The organism is Achromobacter spanius, assembly GCF_029637605.1.
Taxonomy (GTDB): Bacteria; Pseudomonadota; Gammaproteobacteria; order Burkholderiales; family Burkholderiaceae_B; genus Achromobacter; species Achromobacter spanius_E.
Map to the genome: position 1 here is coordinate 4605672 of NZ_CP121261.1, position 17204 is coordinate 4622875.

General features: G+C 65.1%; 15 protein-coding genes and 2 tRNA genes. 8 read left to right on the forward strand and 9 right to left on the reverse strand.

The features are described 5' to 3' along the window. Nucleotides 1-60 precede the first annotated feature (60 nt). Nucleotides 61-951 carry a helix-turn-helix domain-containing protein gene (locus tag P8T11_RS20590; protein WP_268080293.1) on the reverse strand — a complete coding sequence of 297 codons (891 nt, stop codon included), beginning with the start codon at nucleotides 949-951 and terminating at the stop codon, nucleotides 61-63. Nucleotides 952-1110: 159 nt separating this feature from the next. Between P8T11_RS20590 and P8T11_RS20595 the strand changes: the two genes are divergently transcribed. Beyond that, a complete protein-coding gene (locus P8T11_RS20595) occupies nucleotides 1111-2004 on the forward strand; it encodes a DMT family transporter (RefSeq protein ID WP_268080292.1) in 894 nt (297 codons plus the stop codon). Between the two features lie 44 nt (nucleotides 2005-2048). Here the strand turns inward: P8T11_RS20595 and P8T11_RS20600 are convergent, their stop codons facing one another. The 4 genes from P8T11_RS20600 to P8T11_RS20615 all read right to left on the reverse strand — a co-directional run bounded on the left by P8T11_RS20600 (nucleotide 2049) and on the right by P8T11_RS20615 (nucleotide 5122). After that, a complete protein-coding gene (locus P8T11_RS20600; RefSeq protein ID WP_268080291.1) occupies nucleotides 2049-3284 on the reverse strand; it encodes an aminotransferase class V-fold PLP-dependent enzyme in 1236 nt (411 codons plus the stop codon). Nucleotides 3285-3303: 19 nt separating this feature from the next. Continuing rightward, nucleotides 3304-3777: a RidA family protein gene (locus P8T11_RS20605; RefSeq protein WP_268080290.1), complete on the reverse strand. Its 474-nt coding sequence runs from the start codon at nucleotides 3775-3777 to the stop codon at nucleotides 3304-3306. 136 nt (nucleotides 3778-3913) lie between these two features. Further along, nucleotides 3914-4840, reverse strand: a complete 927-nt coding sequence (gene gcvA / locus P8T11_RS20610) for a transcriptional regulator GcvA (protein WP_268080289.1) — start codon at nucleotides 4838-4840, stop codon at nucleotides 3914-3916. A 206-nt stretch (nucleotides 4841-5046) separates the two neighbouring features. Further along, nucleotides 5047-5122, reverse strand: a tRNA-Asn gene (locus P8T11_RS20615). Nucleotides 5123-5265: 143 nt separating this feature from the next. Here P8T11_RS20615 and P8T11_RS29140 point away from each other — a divergent pair. Both P8T11_RS29140 and P8T11_RS20625 read left to right on the forward strand, forming a co-directional pair. Beyond that, complete coding sequence (locus P8T11_RS29140; RefSeq protein WP_418910285.1) at nucleotides 5266-5397, forward strand: hypothetical protein; 132 nt, start codon at nucleotides 5266-5268, stop codon at nucleotides 5395-5397. A gap of 140 nt (nucleotides 5398-5537) precedes the next feature. Continuing rightward, entirely contained in the window at nucleotides 5538-6926 is a 1389-nt protein-coding gene (locus tag P8T11_RS20625) for a GntP family permease (protein WP_268080287.1), read from the forward strand. A 78-nt stretch (nucleotides 6927-7004) separates the two neighbouring features. Here P8T11_RS20625 and P8T11_RS20630 read toward each other — a convergent pair. From P8T11_RS20630 to P8T11_RS20645, 4 genes are all read right to left on the reverse strand, one after another. Beyond that, nucleotides 7005-7080 (reverse strand) — tRNA-Thr (locus tag P8T11_RS20630). A 100-nt stretch (nucleotides 7081-7180) separates the two neighbouring features. Further along, a complete protein-coding gene (locus P8T11_RS20635; RefSeq protein ID WP_268080285.1) occupies nucleotides 7181-8215 on the reverse strand; it encodes a Gfo/Idh/MocA family oxidoreductase in 1035 nt (344 codons plus the stop codon). An 11-nt stretch (nucleotides 8216-8226) separates the two neighbouring features. Further along, nucleotides 8227-9210 (reverse strand): inositol 2-dehydrogenase, encoded by a 984-nt coding sequence (gene iolG, locus P8T11_RS20640; protein WP_268080284.1) that lies wholly within the window; start codon nucleotides 9208-9210, stop codon nucleotides 8227-8229. Nucleotides 9211-9231: 21 nt separating this feature from the next. Beyond that, nucleotides 9232-10128 (reverse strand): MurR/RpiR family transcriptional regulator, encoded by an 897-nt coding sequence (locus tag P8T11_RS20645; protein ID WP_268080283.1) that lies wholly within the window; start codon nucleotides 10126-10128, stop codon nucleotides 9232-9234. Nucleotides 10129-10349: 221 nt separating this feature from the next. Between P8T11_RS20645 and P8T11_RS20650 the strand changes: the two genes are divergently transcribed. From P8T11_RS20650 to iolD, 5 genes are read left to right on the forward strand one after another with little or no spacing between them, the layout of a single operon-like run. Beyond that, nucleotides 10350-11390, forward strand: a complete 1041-nt coding sequence (locus P8T11_RS20650) for a sugar ABC transporter substrate-binding protein (RefSeq protein ID WP_418910284.1) — start codon at nucleotides 10350-10352, stop codon at nucleotides 11388-11390. A gap of 15 nt (nucleotides 11391-11405) precedes the next feature. Then, a complete protein-coding gene (locus tag P8T11_RS20655) occupies nucleotides 11406-12542 on the forward strand; it encodes an ABC transporter permease (protein ID WP_268080282.1) in 1137 nt (378 codons plus the stop codon). Nucleotides 12543-12553: 11 nt separating this feature from the next. Further along, on the forward strand, nucleotides 12554-13339 hold the full coding sequence (locus P8T11_RS20660) for an ATP-binding cassette domain-containing protein (RefSeq protein WP_277549740.1): 786 nt from the start codon (nucleotides 12554-12556) through the stop codon (nucleotides 13337-13339). Between the two features lie 7 nt (nucleotides 13340-13346). Continuing rightward, complete coding sequence (locus tag P8T11_RS20665) at nucleotides 13347-15341, forward strand: bifunctional 5-dehydro-2-deoxygluconokinase/5-dehydro-2-deoxyphosphogluconate aldolase (RefSeq protein ID WP_268080280.1); 1995 nt, start codon at nucleotides 13347-13349, stop codon at nucleotides 15339-15341. After that, entirely contained in the window at nucleotides 15338-17200 is a 1863-nt protein-coding gene (iolD, locus tag P8T11_RS20670; protein ID WP_268080279.1) for a 3D-(3,5/4)-trihydroxycyclohexane-1,2-dione acylhydrolase (decyclizing), read from the forward strand. Before P8T11_RS20665 ends, iolD begins: the two co-directional genes overlap by 4 nt. The last annotated feature ends 4 nt before the right edge of the window (nucleotides 17201-17204 follow it).

Consider the following 17204-nt stretch of genomic DNA (forward strand, 5'->3'; position numbering starts at 1 on the left):
AGCGAGCCAGACAGCGGGCTACTCATCGGACCCGGCAGCGAAATCGGAGACCGGCCGCGATCAGTGCTGGCGGTGCGCGTTGCGGTATTGGCCGGGGGTAAGGCCGATGGCCTCGCGGAACACGCGCGACAGGTGGCTGGCGTTGCCAAAGCCGCTGGCCTGCGCAATGCCGGCCAGATCACCCTTGCCCGCCGCCAGCAGCCCGCGCGCATGCGCCAGGCGCCGCGCGCGCACCCAGGCGTGCGGCGGCTCGCCGAACGAGGTGTGGAACATGCGGGCGAAATGGTAGGTGGACAAGGCCGCCACGCCCGCCAGTTGGTCCAGCGTCAAGGGTTCGTGCAGGTGCGCGTCCACATAGTCCATGACGCGCCGGCGCACGGCGGGCGCCAGGCCGCCGCGCGCGGGTTGCGGCGTCTTGCGCGCCACGCCCTGTTGCAGCAAATGGTGCAGCACGGTTTCGGCGGCGCTGCTGGCGGCCAGGCGGTCGGCGGGTTGCGCCCAATCGGTGCCCAGCAGTTGCCGGCACACGTCGATCAGCGAGGGGTCCTGGATGTAGGTGCGGTCGCGCAGTTCCAGCGCGCGGGGCTCGCAGTCCAGGCGCATGACGGCTTCGCGAGCCAACCGTTCGGGGGCGATGTACAGGTGCAGGAAATGAACCGTGTCGTTCATGCACCAGCGCGAATAGTGTTCGGCCGGCAGCACGCAGAATTTTCCGGCGCCGCCATGCAGCGTGTCGCGGCCTACGCGAAACGACTTGTCGCCGCCGTGCAGGTAGAGCGACAGCGTGTGATGGCCGGGCGTGTCGTAGCCCAGCGTTTCGTGCGCGCTGCGCCGCCATTGCGAGATGGCCATTCCTTCGCCCAAGGGCGACGCGCGTTCCAGCGTGGCGGTGGAACGCGACAGGGTGCGAAAGACGGAGAAGTCGGCGGGGGCCGAAGCAGCGGTGCCCATAGTGGCGAAATGCTAAGCGATCTTTCGCTTGCCGCGCTGCCGGGGCGCGCAAAAACAGCAAGATCCGGCAATCGCCTGGAAGGGCGGCGGCGCACACTGGCGTCCAGGTGGGCGGCCCATCGGTGGCTGCTTCGTGTCCCTTCTTTTGCGCATCGCATCGTGAACCTCTTTCTGTATTTCCTGACTGTCGTCATCTGGGGCACCACCTGGATCGCCATCAAGCTGCAACTGGGCGTGGTGGCCATTCCCGTATCGATCTTTTATCGCTTCGCGCTGGCGGGCCTGGTCTTGTTCGCCGTGCTGCGCTTGACCCGCAAGCTGCAGAAGCTGGACCGGCGCGGGCACTGGCTTTGTGTGGGCCAGGGGCTGTGTCTCTTCTGCTTGAATTTCCTGTGCTTCTACACGGCCACGCAATGGATACCGAGTGGCCTGGTGTCGGTGGTGTTTTCGGCCGCGACGCTGTGGAACGCGCTGAACGCCCGCCTGTGGTTCGGCACCCGGATTGCGCCACGCGTGATGGTGGCCGGAGCGATCGGCTTTTCGGGTCTGGTGCTGCTGTTCTGGCCCGAGCTTGCCAGCCAGCAGGCCAGCCACGAAACCTTGCTGGGGCTGGGCTTTGCGCTGTTGGGCACGTTCTGCTTTTCCACCGGCAACATGTTGTCGTCCTTGCAGCAGCGCGCGGGCGTGCGGCCTCTGACCGGCAATGCCTACAGCATGCTCTACGGCGCGGCCATCTTGCTGGCGGGTTGCCTGGTGGCCGGCCTGCCGTTTCAGTTCGACTCGTCGACGCCGTATGTCGGCGCCCTGTTGTATCTGGCGATTCCGGGGTCGGTGATTGCGTTCACGGCGTATTTGACGCTGGTCGGGCGCATGGGGCCGGCGCGCGCCGCCTACTGCACGGTGCTGTTCCCGGTGGTGGCGCTGGGCGTGTCAACGGTGGCCGAGGGCTACCAGTGGACGCCGCCCGCGCTGGTGGGCCTGGCGTTGGTGATGAGCGGCAACCTGTTGGTCTTTTCCAAGTGGTCGCCGTTTGTGCGGCGGGTGGCGGCGTAGATTGAAATCAGGCCAGAGCGCAGGCCGGATTTTCAGTCCGAAGATCAGGCCGGCGTCGATCGCGCCAGCCGGCCCAACGCATCCAGCAGGCGGTCAATTTCGTCGTCGTGGGTCAGGGGGCTGACCGACACGCGCGCAATCTGCGACAGGCCGCGCGCTTCCATGTCCAGCGGCGTGTAGGGCACGCCATTGCTGCCGATGGTGATGCCGCCCGCCGCCAGCGCGCGTTGCACGTCGGGGGCGTTCCAGCCTTTCAGATTGAACGCGATCAGGCCGGATTTTTCACGGCCCTGGTCCAGCACGGCAATGCCGGGAATGGCCGCGAGTTCAGCACGCAGCTTCTGGGCGGTGGCGTCCACGGTGGCGCGGATGCAATCCACTCCCAGTTCCAGCGCCTCTTGCAAGGCATGGGCCAAGCCACACCGCAGCGCCATCGAGGCTTCGGCAAACTCCAGCCGCGCGGCGTCCGCCCGCAGCATGGGCCGGCCGTCCACCCCCAGGGGGGCGGAATGCGTGTCGACGAACGCGGGCGTCAACTGGTCCAGGAAGCCGCGCCGCACATACAGCAGGCCGGTGCCACGCGGGCCGCGCAGCGCTTTGCGGCCCACGCTGCTGAGCACATCGCAGCCGATGTCGGCGACATCAATCGGCAACTGGCCAAGCGCTTGCGCCGCATCCACAAAATAGGGAATGCCGGCCTTGCGCGCGACGCGGCCGATGGCTGCGGCCGGGTTGATCAGGCCGCCGTTGGCCGGCAGCCAGGTCAGCGTGATCAGCCGCACGCGCTCGTCCAGCATGGCGGCCAGCGCGTCGGCGTCCACACAGCCGCTGGCGTCCGACGGAATGGTTTCCAGCACGGCACCCGCGCGCTCGGCGCTAAAGCGCATGGTGGCCAGGTTGCCGCCCCATTCATGGCGCCCAACCAGGATGCGGTCGCCCGGCCGCCACGGCGCAAGTGCCGCGAAGGCCGCACCCCAGCCGGCGGAATTGCCGCTGGTCAGGGCGATCTCGTCCGGCTGTGCATTCAGCAACTGGGCGGCCAGCGTGCGGGCGCTTTCCGTCAGCGCGCGCGCGGCCACGCCGGCTTCCATGGGGCCTTGGGTGGCCTCGCGATGCAGATGCGCCTGGATGGCTTGCACGGTGCCGGACGACGGCAGCGAGGAACCCGCGTGATTGAAGTGGACGCTGGTTTGCGTGCCCGGCGTCTGGGCGCGCAAGGCCTGGAGGGTGGCGGGACTGAGGGGGGCGGAACTTGGGGCGGAACTCGGGGCGGCGGACATGGTGGAGGTTATGGAAGGCTCAGGCTGAGGTCAGGGCGATGACGGCTTCGATTTCCACCGCGACGCCTTGCGGCAAGGACGCCACGCCGACGGCGCTGCGCGCATGGCGGCCGGCGTCGCCGAACACCTCCACCATCAGGTCAGAGGCGCCGTTGGCGATAGCGCTCTGGCGATTGAAGTCAGGCGTGCTGGCCACAAAGACACCCAGGCGCACGACGCGCGCGACACGGTCCAGGCGGTCGCCGGTGGCGGCGGCAATTTGCGCCAACAATCCCAGCGCGGACAGGCGGGCCGCTTCAATGCCGTCGGCATCGGAAATCTGGTTGCCCAACTGGCCCAGGTACTGGGGTTTGCCGCCCTTGCGCGAAATCTGCCCCGAGATGGTGAGCAGGTTGCCTTCCAGCACAAAGGGCACGTAGTTTGCGGCGGGCGCGGCGGCCGCTTCCAGGGCGTAGCCCAGTTCGCTGACGCGGCCGGAAATCGTTTGGGTCATGGTGGATCACCTGTGAAGAAGTTGAGGATGCATGCGGTGCGTGGGTCGCACGGCGAGTGCACGGAGGCAATTGTTGATGCTATCGGCCGCGCCGCCGCCTGACCAATCAATTCTTGCGCCCGACGCATGAGTCAAACTAATGCGTGCCGGCGTCGTCCGGGTCATCCGCCCGCGCCGCCTCGGCCAGCCAGTCGCGCAAGGCGAGGGCCGCGGGCGTCAGCGCTCCGCGTGGCGTCACAAACCACCAGCCTATGCGGGGGTCTTGCAGGACGGCATCGGGCAAGGCCTGCACCAGGGCGCCACTGGCCAGGTGCGGCGCAATCAGCCGGTGCCGGCCCATGGCCAGCCCTTGTCCCGCCAAGGCGGCTTCGACCACGATGTTGTAGTCATGCAGGCGCACCGTCTGGGCGCGGCCCAGGTCCATGCCGAAGCGCCGCGCCCAGGCATCCCATTCAAAGGGTTGCCTGGCGTGCGAGGTCAACAGGGGATGGCGCAGCAGATCATCCGGGGTGCGGGCGCGCTTGCGTCCCCGCCCAAGCGCTGGTGCGCAAACCACGGACAGGGTTTCCGTCATGAGCAGCCGCGCGCTCACCCCGGGCCATGCGCCGCGACCATAGCGTATGGCCACGTCCACCTCGCCGCCCGCCACGTCGGCCAGACCGATGTCGGGCTGCAATTGCAGGTCGATGCCGGGATGCGCGGCGGCAAACGCGGGTAGCCGTGGAGCCAGCCACCGCGTGGCGAATGAGGCCAGCAAGCCGACCTTCAGCGTGATGCGCGCGGCGGCGGGCGCACGGATCTGGTCGGTGCCTTGACGCAGCAGTTCGAATGCCGCGTGCACATGGTCGTAGTAGGCCTGCCCGGCGGGCGTCAGCGCCACCGCGCGCGTGCGGCGCTCAAATAGTGCAATGCCCAGTTCGCTTTCCAGCCGCTGGATGTGGTGGCTGATGGCGCTTTGCGTAACGAAGAGCTCCTGCGCCGCCAGCGAAAAGCTCAGGCGCCGCGCTGCCGCTTCAAAGGCGCGCAGGGATACCAGGGCGGGCAGGGATCGCGTGGAACGCATGAGGAAGGCGGTGGTGTCGCTCTGTGATGTCGCGCGGTGATGTGGATACGGATGCGCGTCATGCTACGCGCTTCGAAACCCGGAATGCAAAGCACGGGTGCAAAACGCGCTTGTGCAAGCCCCAATGCAAAAAGCCCGCAAACAGGTTGCGGGCTTTTTTAGGGGTACTGCTAGCGGTGCGGCTTTTACATGCACTGCTGAATTCTTGGCTCCCCGAGCTGGGCTCGAACCAGCGACCTGCGGATTAACAGTCCGTCGCTCTACCGACTGAGCTATCGGGGAACAGGTAGAGGGGCCGAATTATGCACAAAAAATGGGAAGAATGCAAAGCGGCCTGAAAATTTTGTTCAGGCGTGCTGGATTGCGTGGGCCGTGCGGAAGAGTTGCGGCACGATATCGCGCAGCAAGCGGTCGCTGGGATAGTCGTGACGCGGCGCGCTACGCAACCCGGCGTCGTTCTGCAACGTGGTGGGGCTACGCCCTTCGCCCGGCCGCGTGCCGCCAAGCTGGGCGAGCGCCAGGGCCAGACCGTCGTGATCGAGAACAAGCCGGATTGATCGGCTGAATGCGCCTGGCGCACACGCCGGAAATTGCCTATTCGTCCGGCAGTTCCGGCGTGACCGATGCGCGTCAGGCTAATCCCTTATCATGGCAACCAGAAGGCTCGCGACCTCTCTCGATTTTTCTGGATTACTCCATGTCTTCGTTCGACATTCAGTTGCTGCTCACCGCCCTGGTGAGCGTCTTGGTGCTGGTCGCTCTCATCGTTTCCCGCATACGCATGCATCCGCTGCTGGCGCTATTGATCGTGTCGATCGGCGTTGGCTTCGCCACGGGCATGGCGCCCACGACCATTGTGAAGAACCTGACCGACGGCGCCGGCAAAACGCTGGGCGCGGTCGGCGTGGTCATCGCGCTTGGCGCCATGCTGGGCAAGATCCTGGCGGATTCCGGCACCACCGAGCGCCTGGCCAACGCCATTTTGCGGCGCACCTCTGTTCGCATGATTCCGTGGGCCATGACGCTGGTGGCGTTTGTCATCGGCATCCCCATGTTCTTCGAAGTGGGCCTGGTGGTCATGCTGCCGCTGATCTTCAGCGTGGCGCGCAAGCTGGAAGGCCAGCAACGTTTCAAGGGATCGCCCTACATCTACGTGGGCGTGCCGGTCATTGCCGCCCTGGCCGCCATGCACGGCATGGTGCCGCCGCATCCCGGCCCGCTGACCGCCATCGCCACCTTGAAGACCACGGTCGGCCCCACGATGATCTACGGCTTTCTGGCCGCCCTGCCCGCCATGGTGCTAGGTGGCCCGTTGTACGGTGCATTCCTCACGCCGCGCATGACGACCCGCCCCGACGAAGCCTTGCTGGAGCAGTTCACCGCCACCACGGAACACGGTTCGGGCGCGTCTGCACCCAGCGTCGGCCTGGGTGTATTGGCGGCCTTGCTGCCCGCCCTGCTGATGTTGGTACACGCGCTGGCTGAGATGCTGCTGCCCAAGGATTCCAGCCTGATGCACGTGGCGGCCTTCCTGGGCAACCCGCTGGTCGCCATGTTGCTGGGCGTGTTGTTCGCCGCCGTGACGCTGGTGTTCATGCGCGGTGGCGACGCGGAAAAACTGCGAGACGGCTTGGGCAAAAGCCTGAAACCCATCGCCGGCATCATGCTGATCATCGCGGGCGGCGGCGCGTTCCAGCAGGTGCTGACCAGCGCCAAGGTGGGCGACGCCATCGTGCACCTGACGCATCAGTTCGCGTTTCCGCCCTTGATCCTGGGCTGGCTGATCGCCATGCTGCTATCGGTATCCACGGGTTCTGCCACCGTTGGCATCGTGGGCGCGGCGGGCCTGTTGGCGCCGTTGGCAGGATCGGACCCCACCTTGAACCTGCCGCTGCTGGCGCTGTCGATCGGCTGCGGCTCGCTGTTCTTCAACTACGCCAATCATGCCGGCTTCTGGATGGTGAAAGAGTCGTTCGGCATGACGATGGGCGAAGCCACCAAAACGATTTCGGTCGTGCAATCGATTGTGGCGGTGGCAGGCTTGATCATGGTGCTGCTGTTCAACATGCTGCCGGCGTTGGGTTGAGGGCGGCGGGATGTGGTTGAAAGCAAAAATCCCAACCGGATGGGTTGGGATTTTTTGTGGCAATCGCGCGGTAGTTTCTGGTGCCGGTGAAAGGAATCGAACCCTCGACCTTCTCATTACAAGTGAGCTGCTCTACCAACTGAGCTACACCGGCACGGCGTGCCGGGGCACGCGCAGGGTCTGCATTGTAATGAATATTGCGGCGTTTGTAAGGCCGGCAGCCCACAGGGGGAAAACGGGTCCGCCGACCTCCTTTATCGCTGAATCTCTTGCGGCTGGCCGTGATGCAGCGATGCTGTGATGGCGCGGGCAATACGCGTGGCTTCGGTGGCGTCTTGCAGTGACAGCGGCGAGGCGCCGTCCGTGCGGCAGGCGTTTACGAAAGCCGTCAGCTCATGACGAAAGGCATCGGAGAAGCGCTCAAAGAAATCGGCCGTCGCCTGATGCCGCACGCCGTGCTCGTCACTGCGCACAACATGGTCGCGCGGTGCGCCCTGTCCGATCAATAGTTTGCCCTCTGTGCCGATGATTTCGGTGTGTTGCTCGTGTCCGTGCGCGAATGTGCGCGAGGCGTAGAACACGGCTCGGGCGCCACCCTCGAATTCAACTATGGCCAGCCCGTTGTCCACGTCACCCATCGCGGCCAGGTCCTCATGAACCGCAATGGTGCCGCTGGCGAACGCGCGCGTGGCTTTGGGGTTGCCCAGCATCCAGCGCGCCAGGTCGACGTCATGCACGCTGCAATCCATGAAGATGCCGCCCGAGGTGGGCGCGAAAGCGAGAAAGCCGCCGTCCGGATCCAGGCGGTCGCAGGTTTGCGAGCGCACCAGGAAGGGCCGGCCGATTTCGCCTTGCCGAACGCTGTCGAAGGCGTGGGCGTGACTGGGGTCGAAACGCCTGACGAAGCCCACCATGGCGATCAGGTCGGGTCGTGCCGACGCGGCCGCTTCCACCCGCAGGCAATCCGCCACGTCTAGCGCCAAGGGCTTTTCGATGAAGACGTGCTTGCCCGCTTGCAGCGCGGCGATCGCCTGGTCGGCATGCAGGGACGTGGGGGTGACCAGCACGATGGCGTCAAGGTCGGGATCTTGCAAGAAGGCGTTGAAATCGCTGTATGTCTTGCCTACGCCCAGCGTGGCTTCAGCGTAGGCGCGCTCGGTTTCGACCGGGCTGCAGGCCGCGATCAAGACGCAGTCAGGCGTATGAAACGCCAGGTTTTCGGCATGCCGCCGCCCAAGCCGGCCCAGGCCGGCGATACCTACGCGCAAGGGTGCGCTTGCAGTGCTCATGGTGGCGCCTCTTAAAGTTCGACCGGCTGGCCGATGGACAGAGATTGGGTGGCGGCATCCGCGAGCCGTTGCGCGGCGACGCCATCGGCGATCGTGGTGCCCAGCGCGCCGCCCGAGCGCAATTGCGTGAAGAAATGGTCCAGCTCCAGTCGGTAGGCTTCCCGGTAGCGTTGCAGGAAGAACGGCTCGGGCACGTCCTGGATGAGCCCCGCCGCCGTCCAATGCTCAACCTCGGTGGGGCGATGGTTGTCGCAGGCCAGCATGCCGGCGGAGCCCAGGACTTCGAAGCGCTGATCGTAGCCATAGGCGGCCCGGCGCGACGCGTTGATCTGGCAGAGTTTGCCGCTGGCCGTGCGCAGCGTCACGGCGGCGGAATCGATGTCGCCGGCCTCGGCAATGCGCGGGTCCGTCAGGCACGAGCCGCTTGCATGGATCATCGTTGCCTCTTCGCCTAGCAGCCAGCGAAAGACGTCGAAGTCGTGGATCAGCATGTCGCGAAACATGCCGCCCGATTGGCGCAGATAAGCCTGGCTGGGCGCGCCGGGATCGCGGCTGGTGATGATCAGCATCTCCGGCGTGCCGATCGCGCCGCGCTGCAAGCGATCGTGGGCCGAGGCGAAGGTGGGGTCAAAGCGGCGTTGGAAGCCCATCATGCAGCGCACGTTCGCCGCGGCCACGGCGTCCTGGCAGCGGATGGCGCGCTCGGTGGACAGGTCCACCGGCTTCTCGCAAAAGATGTGCTTGCCGGCGTGCGCGGCGCGCAGGATCAAGTCGCTGTGGGTGTCGGTGGACGAGCAGATCAGCACCGCGTGTATGTCGGGGTCGTTCAGGGCGTCTTGCTCGCTTGCCCGGCGCGCGCCGTGCTTGCCCGCCAGCGCATCCGCCAAGCCGGTGGCGGGATCGCACACCGTCGCCAGTGTCAGGCCTGGCATGGCGGCCAGGTTGGCGGCGTGGATAGCGCCGATACGTCCGGCGCCAAAGAGTGCGACTTTCATGCTGCAGCCTCCGTGAAGGGGTCAGGGTCTGGCGCGCGCTTGCGCGGCGCCGGTTTCGCTGGCGTCAAACTTCAATTCCAGTTTGTAGGCCAGCGCGATGAACAACGATTGCACCAGGCTCATGGTGCTGGTCAGGGATCGGAATCCGAAGGTGGAGCTTTCCTGCACGACCAAGGTGGCGCTGGCTACGCGCGCGATCGGGCTCATCTGGCTGTCGGAAATAGCGATGACGCGCGCGCCGCGGGCCACCGCTTCCGTCACGGTGGCGACCGTTTCTTCGGCATAGGGAATGAAGGAGATGGCGATCATCACATCGCCCGCGCCCAAGCTGCGTAGCTGGCCCTCTTGCATGTGGCCCAATCCGCTCATCCAATGCACCGCCTTGCGGGTGTGCTGCAAGGCATAGGCCAGATACGCGCCCACCGGAAACGAGCGCCGCGACGCCACCACCCATACGGCCGGCGTCTCTTCCAGCAGGCATACCGCCGCATCGAAGGCCGTGGGATCCAGGTCGCGCGACAAGGCTTCCAGGCTGGCGATGCCACCGCCGATGACTTCGTGCGACAAGGTCGACAACGAGAGATTCTCGGGCGTGGATTCGATCAGGTCGCGAATCCGGTCCTGGTAGCTGCGGCCCGGCGCAATCTGCTGCGCCATGCCATCACGAAACAGTTGCTGCATGTCCGAGAAACCGGAAAACCCGAAATGCTTGGCGAAGCGGACGATCGCCGACGGCTGCGCCTGGCAACGCTCCGCCATGTCCTGGATGCGATCCAGGGCCACATGGTCGCGGTTTTGCTCAATGTATCTGCCCACCACTTTGAGCTGACGGCTCAGGCCCGGGTACTGATGCGAGATGTCGCCAAGAAATTGCGCGACGGTGGCGTAGGGGACGGGCTTGGTGGTGGATTTCGGCATGGCGGCTAGGCGATTGAGGAGACTTGGTATCAGGGGCGGATCGAAGGAATTATAGGAATCCATAGGATTATTTAGAAAATAATTTCCATAGGGTTTACACCCACAAATTAATTTCCATTCCGGCCTATGATCCCTGCACATTGATCGGCCAGACGCTGGAACGGCAAGGGCTTGACGACACAAGCCCGCCGCCCGGCCGCAACGCCGCACGGAGAAGACAGATGACGCACCCGCGATTCATATTCACACTGCGCGCCTTGTTGTTCAGCGCACTACTGCTGGGCGCCACGCAAGCAATGGCCGACAAATACGTCTTGATCAGCCACGCACCCGATTCCGATTCCTGGTGGAACGTCATCAAGAACTCGCTCAAGCAGGCGGGCGAGGACTACGGGGTGCAGGTGGACTACCGCAATCCCGCCACCGGCGATATCGCGGAAATGGCGCGTCTGATCGAACAGGCGGCCGCCGCCAACTATGACGGCGTGATGGTCACCATTGCCGATTTCAACGTGCTGCAGCGCGCATTGGAAAAGGTCCGGGCCAAGCGCATTCCGCTGATCACCATCAACTCGGGGTCGGCCGAACAGTCCGAGCAATTGGGCGCCATCATGCATGTGGGCCAGCCCGAATACGACGCCGGTTACGCGGCCGGCCTGCGCGCGAAGGCGGCTGGCGTAGAACGCTTTCTATGCGTGAACCACTACGCCACCAACCCCGTGTCCTTCGAACGTTGCAAGGGCTTTGCCGATGCCATCGGCGCGGACTTCCGGGCCAGCACGCTTGATACCGGGGGCGTGGATCCCAGTGCGGTGGAATCCAAGGTGTCCGCATACTTGCGCCAGCACCCCGACATACAGGGCATTCTGGCCTTGGGTCCGGATGCGGCTGGCCCCACCTTGCGTCTGCTGGAAAAGGCCGGGCTGACAAACAAAATCTGGTTTGCCTCATTCGACCTGTCCGACGAACTCGCTCGCGCCATCAAGGCCGGCACAGTGCAGTTCGCCATCGATCAGCAACCTTTCCTGCAGGGCTACATCCCCGTGGCCGTCATGGTGGCGATGAAGGCGGATCGCGCAGGCGGCGCCACGCCGGCCGAGTCGATTCAAGCCGCGCTGAAAGCCAACGCGAAAGCCGTCGCGCGCTTCGAGGAATACGGGCTGACGCCGGTGTACGGACCGCGTCATATCAGCTCGGGGCCGGGCTTCATCACCCAGGAGAATCTTTCCAAGGTGGAGAAGTACGCCGGCCAGTACCGCTAAGCGAAGGAGCACGACATGACAGAAGGCTCGGCAGTGATGCCGTCGTCGCCCGACGAGCGTGTGCAATCGCTGGCATGGCCACAGCGCCTGCTGGGCAGGCCGGAAGCGGCGTCGGTATCTGGAACGGTGGCGGTTTTCCTGGTGTTCGGCCTGGTGGCCGGCGGCTCCGGTATGTTCAGCGCCGAAGGCATCGTCAACTGGGCGACGGTGGCGGCCTTCATCGGCATTCTGGCCACCGGCGCGGCCTTGCTGATGATCGGCGGCGAATTCGACTTGTCCATCGGCTCGATGATCGGCTTTGCCGGCATGGGCCTGGCGATCCCCACGCTGTACTGGGGTTGGCCGCCATGGCTGGCATGCCTGTTCATGTTCGGCCTGTGCATCGCCATTGGCGCGCTCAACGGGTATCTGGTCATCCGCACCGGCCTGCCTTCCTTCATCGTCACCTTGGCGTTCTATTACATCCTGCGCGGATTGACGCTGGCCTTGTCCACGCTATTCACCGGCAAGACCATCATCAGCGCCAACGGCCCCTTGATCCTGCGCGACCTGCTGGAATCCGACTGGGTCATGCAGACGCTCTTCCAAGGCTATCTGCTGACCGGCCTGTTCGACGGGCTGGCGGCAATGGGATGGATCGACGCGCGCGACGGGGGCGGTGCGCTGGCCATTGGCCTGCCCAAGGTCGTGGCGTGGTGGTTGGGCCTGGCGGCCATCGGCGCGTTCGTGCTGGCCCGCACGCGCTTTGGCAATGCGGTGCTGGCGGCCGGCGGGCACGCCACGGCGGCCAAGAACATGGGCATCCCCGTTGCGCGGGTGAAGCTCATCCTGTTCATGATCATGGCCTTCTGCTCCGCCTTGTTCGCGGTCCTGCAAGTGGTGGACGCCGGCTCGGCCGCCGCGGATCGCGGTCTGCAAAAAGAGTTTGAAGCCATCATCGCGGCCGTCATTGGTGGATGCCTGTTGACGGGCGGCTTTGGCTCCGTCGTCGGGGCGGCGTTCGGCGCGCTGATATTCGGTGTCGTGCAGATCGGAATCGGCTACACCAGCATCGACAACAACTGGTACCGCGTATTCCTGGGCATCATGCTGCTGCTGGCGGTGGTCTTCAACAGCATCGTGCGCCGCCGCGTTGCAGTGGCCAGGCATTGAAGGAGCCCACCATGAGCGCACCCATCATTGAACTTGAAAGCATACGCAAGACGTTCGGCTCGGTTATTGCGCTGAACGGGGTGACCTTTCAATTGCGTGCCGGAGAAGTGCACTGCCTTCTGGGCGACAACGGCGCCGGCAAGTCGACGCTGATCAAGACGCTGGCGGGCGTGCATCCGCCGGATGAAGGGCGCTATTTTCTGGACGGCAAGCCCGCCGGCTTCACATCGCCGCGTGATGCGCTGAACGCCGGCATCGCCACGGTATACCAGGATCTGGCGCTGGTGCCCTTGATGAGCATCGCGCGCAATTTCTTCATGGGCCGTGAACCCACGCGCCGATGGCTGGGCGTGTTGCCGGTCATGGACCATCGCGAGGCTGCCAGCACGGCCCGCGAAAAGCTGGGCGAAATGGGCATCCGCGTGCGCGATCCCCAGCAGGCCGTCGGCACTTTGTCAGGCGGTGAAAAGCAATGCCTGGCGATCGCGCGCGCCATGCACTTCGGCGCCCGGGTGCTGATTCTGGATGAGCCCACCGCGGCGCTCGGCGTCAAGCAATCGGCCAATGTGCTCAAGCTAATCGCGACGGCGCGCCAACGCGGCATCGCCGTTATTTTCATTACGCATAACGTCAACCATGCCTATCCCGTGGCCGACCGCTTCACGCTGTTGAATCGGGGCCGATCCTTGGGCACCTACCGGAAAGACGCCATCTCCAAGGAAGAGGTGCTGGACATGATGGCAGGGGGGGCCGAAATGCAGGCCTTGATGCGTGATCTTGAAGGTGTGATCGTCTGAGGGTGCCATGAAACCACTTTGCTTTCCCGAGGACCGCCGTTATGACCTGGCCTGCCTGGGCCGTCTGGCCGTGGATTTGTATGCGCAGCAGATTGGATGCGCGCTGGAAGAGGTCACTAGCTTTGCGAAGTACCTGGGCGGTTCTTCCGCCAATATCGCTTCCGGCGCGGCGCGCCTGGGCCTGAAGTCCGCCATGATTTCGCGCGTGGGCAACGAGCAGATGGGGCGCTTTCTACTTGGCGCGTTGCAGGCCGAGGGGTGCGATGTCAGCCAGGTGCGGCAAGATCCGCAACGGCTGACGGGATTGGTGCTGCTTGGCATCAAGGACCGCGATACGTTCCCGCTGCTGTTCTATCGCGAAAACTGCGCGGACATGGCCATGGACGCGGATGACATCGACGCGGCCTTCATTGCGCAATGCCGGGCGCTGCTGGTCACGGGTACGCATCTGAGCACCGTGGGTGTGCGCCAGGCATCCCTACGCGCGTTGGAACTGGCGACGCAACATCGCGTGACGCGTGTTCTGGATATCGATTTCCGCCCGGTGCTGTGGGGCTTGGCGGAGCAAGGCGACGGAGAGCGCCGCTATGTGCCCGATGCCGACGTCAGCGCGCAGTTGCAGGCCTTGCTGGGCCAGTTTGACCTGATCATCGGCACCGAAGAAGAATTCCTGATCGCCGGCGGCGTGCCCACGGATCTGATGGCGTCGTTGCGGACGGTGCGCGCGCATAGCGCGGCCGTGCTCGTGATCAAGCTCGGTCCCTACGGATGCGCCATTGTGCCGGGTGACGTGCCCGAACGAATCGAGGACGCGCACACGGTCGTGGGTGAAGACGTGCAGGTCCTTAATGTGTTGGGGGCGGGGGACGCCTTCGCCGCGGGGTTGATGGCGGGTTTGCTGCGTGGACAGGGTTGGGAAGCGTCGGCGCGCATGGCGAACGCATGCGGCGCCATCGTGGTGTCGCGGCACGGCTGCGCGCCCGCCATGCCGACACAAGCCGAACTGCGCCACTGGTTATCGGGCAATAAGTCCCGGCGGCCGGACACCGACGTCACGCTGTCGCATCTGCACCGAGTTACCACGCCGCGTCCTGATTGGCACGAACTCTATGTGCTGGCTTTCGATCATCGTTCGCAGTTCTACGAGTTGGCGGCCAGCCATGGCAGGTCCGACGAAGACATTGCGGCGCTCAAGCGCCTGATCGTGCAGGCCGTGGATGTAGTGGCCGAGGCGCCCGGTGTGCAAGGCCGCATCGGGGTGCTGATCGACGACGTCTATGGGGAGCAAAGCCTGCACGACTCGACCGGTCGGGGCTGGTGGGTGGGGCGGCCCATCGAGCTACCGGGCTCGCGCCCCTTGCGCTTTGATGCTGGCCGTTCCCTGGCCTCGCATCTGCGGCAATGGCCGCGCGAACAGGTCGTGAAATGCCTGGTGCATTACCACCCCGATGACGACGCGGATTTGCGCGTTGCGCAGGAAGACCAACTGCGGCATGTCTGGGAGGCCACGCGCCATAGCGGCCACGAACTGCTGCTGGAAATCATTCCCCCTGACGACATGCTCTTGGGCGAAGCCGCCGATGATGCGGTGCTGCGCTCGGTACGGCGCTTGTACAACCTGGATATCCGGCCGGAATGGTGGAAGCTGGGCATGATGGAGTCCGAATCCTGGGAGGCGCTGGATCTGTTGGTGGCGCAACGCGACCCGCATTGCCGAGGGGCGGTCATCCTGGGCTTGAACCAGCCGGTGCCCACGCTATTGCAGGGCTTTGCCCAAGCGCGGGCACAGGTAGTGAAGGGCTTCATGATCGGCCGCAGCGTCTGGAGCGAGCCCGCCGCGGCCTGGCTGCGCGAAGATATCGCCGATGCGGAATTGATTGATCGCGTTGCCGCGCGCTTTCGCAGCTTGATCACGGGCTGGCAAGCAAGCCGTTCCGACACCCGCATGACTTTGGGGCAAGGTGCTGATATGGCCGTGCCTGCCGAAAGGGCCGCGTCATGAGCGCCCGCCAAACCCTGCGCCTGACGATGGCCCAAGCCCTCGCGCGCTACCTGGCCGCGTTGCGCGTTCAAGAGCCGGACGGCACGCTGACGCCGTACGTGGGCGGCGTGTGGGCAATCTTTGGTCATGGCAATGTGGCGGGCATGGGCCAGGCGCTGGCAGAGACGCGCGATGCCTTGCCCGTCCTGCGTGCCCACAACGAGCAGGCGATGGCGCACGCGGCCATCGCCTATGCCAAGGCGCACATGCGCCGGCGCATCATGGCGGCCACGACATCCATCGGCCCCGGTGCCACCAACATGGTCACCGCCGCGGCGCTTGCGCACGTCAACCGTTTGCCGGTCCTGCTGCTGCCGGGCGACACCTTTGCCTCACGCGCACCCGACCCGGTGTTGCAGCAGCTTGAACCCTTTGGCGATGGCGACACGACGGCCAATGACGTGTTCCGGCCCGTGTCGCGGTACTTCGACCGCCTGGTCAGGCCCGAGCAGATCCTGACCGCGTTGCCGCGCGCGATTCAGGTGCTGAGCGACCCCGCGCAGTGCGGGCCGGTCACGCTGGCCCTGCCGCAGGATGTGCAGACGCAGGCGTTTGATTGCCCGCTTGAATTTCTACAGCCCGCACCCCTGCATTTTTTGCGCCCTCCTCCCGACGAGGATGCGCTCCGGCGCGCGGTGGTGGCCATTCGTGCCACCCGCCGCCCGCTGTTGGTGGTGGGCGGGGGCGCGCTTTATGCCCAGGCGTCTGAGGCGCTGGCCGCGTTTGCCAAAGCATATGGCGTACCCGTGGCCGAGACGCAGGCCGGCAAGGGCACGCTGGACTGGGACCATCCCATGAATCTGGGCGCCATCGGTGTCACCGGTTCCCCCGCGTCGAACGCTCTTGCCGCGCGGGCAGACCTGATCATTGCCGTGGGCTCGCGCTTGCAGGATTTCACAACCGGATCGAATTCTCTGTTCGGCGACACGCCGTTGCTGTCCATCAACGTGCAGGCGCTGGACGCTGGCAAGCGGCGTGGGCAAGCCCTGGTGGCTGACGCCGCGCTGGCGTTGGCGCAGTTGGGCAACGCGCTGACCGGCTGGCGGGCCGACCTGGATTGGACGGAAGCATCCCGACGGCTTGGGGCGCAATGGCGCGAACGGGTCCTGGCATTGACCACGGCAGCGCCGGATGGCCTGCCCTACGAGGCCGACGTGATCGGCGCGGTGCAGTCTTCCGATACGGCGTCGTCGCACCATGACATTGTCGTGTGCGCCGCCGGGACGCTGCCTGCTGAACTGCACAAGCTGTGGCGCAGCAGCCTGCCGGGCGGCTACCACGTGGAATACGGCTATTCCTGCATGGGATATGAAATCGCGGGAGGCCTGGGCGTGAAGCTGGCCCATCCAGACAAGGAAGTCATCGTGATGGTGGGCGACGGTTCCTACTTGATGATGAACTCCGAAATTGCCACGTCGGTCATGTTGGGGTGCAAGCTGATCATCGTGTTGCTCGACAACCGTGGCTTTGGATGCATCAACCGCCTGCAGCACGCTTGCGGGGGCGAAAACTACAACAACTTGCTGGACGACTGCATCGCACCCGCGGGCATCGCGCCCCGCATCGACTTTGCGGCGCACGCCCGCAGTCTTGGCGCGCATGCCGAGCACGTCGCTGATGTTGCTGAACTCGTACTGCGCTTGCGCGAGGCGCGCAGCCGTCAACACACCACGGTGTTGGTCATTGATACGTCCGCGTCACGCACGACTTCGGACGGCGGCTGCTGGTGGGACGTAGCCGTGCCGGAAGTGTCTGACCGCGCTCAAGCGCAAGCGGCCCACGCGGCCTATGTCGCCAATAAACGCCGACAGGCACTTTGAAGGA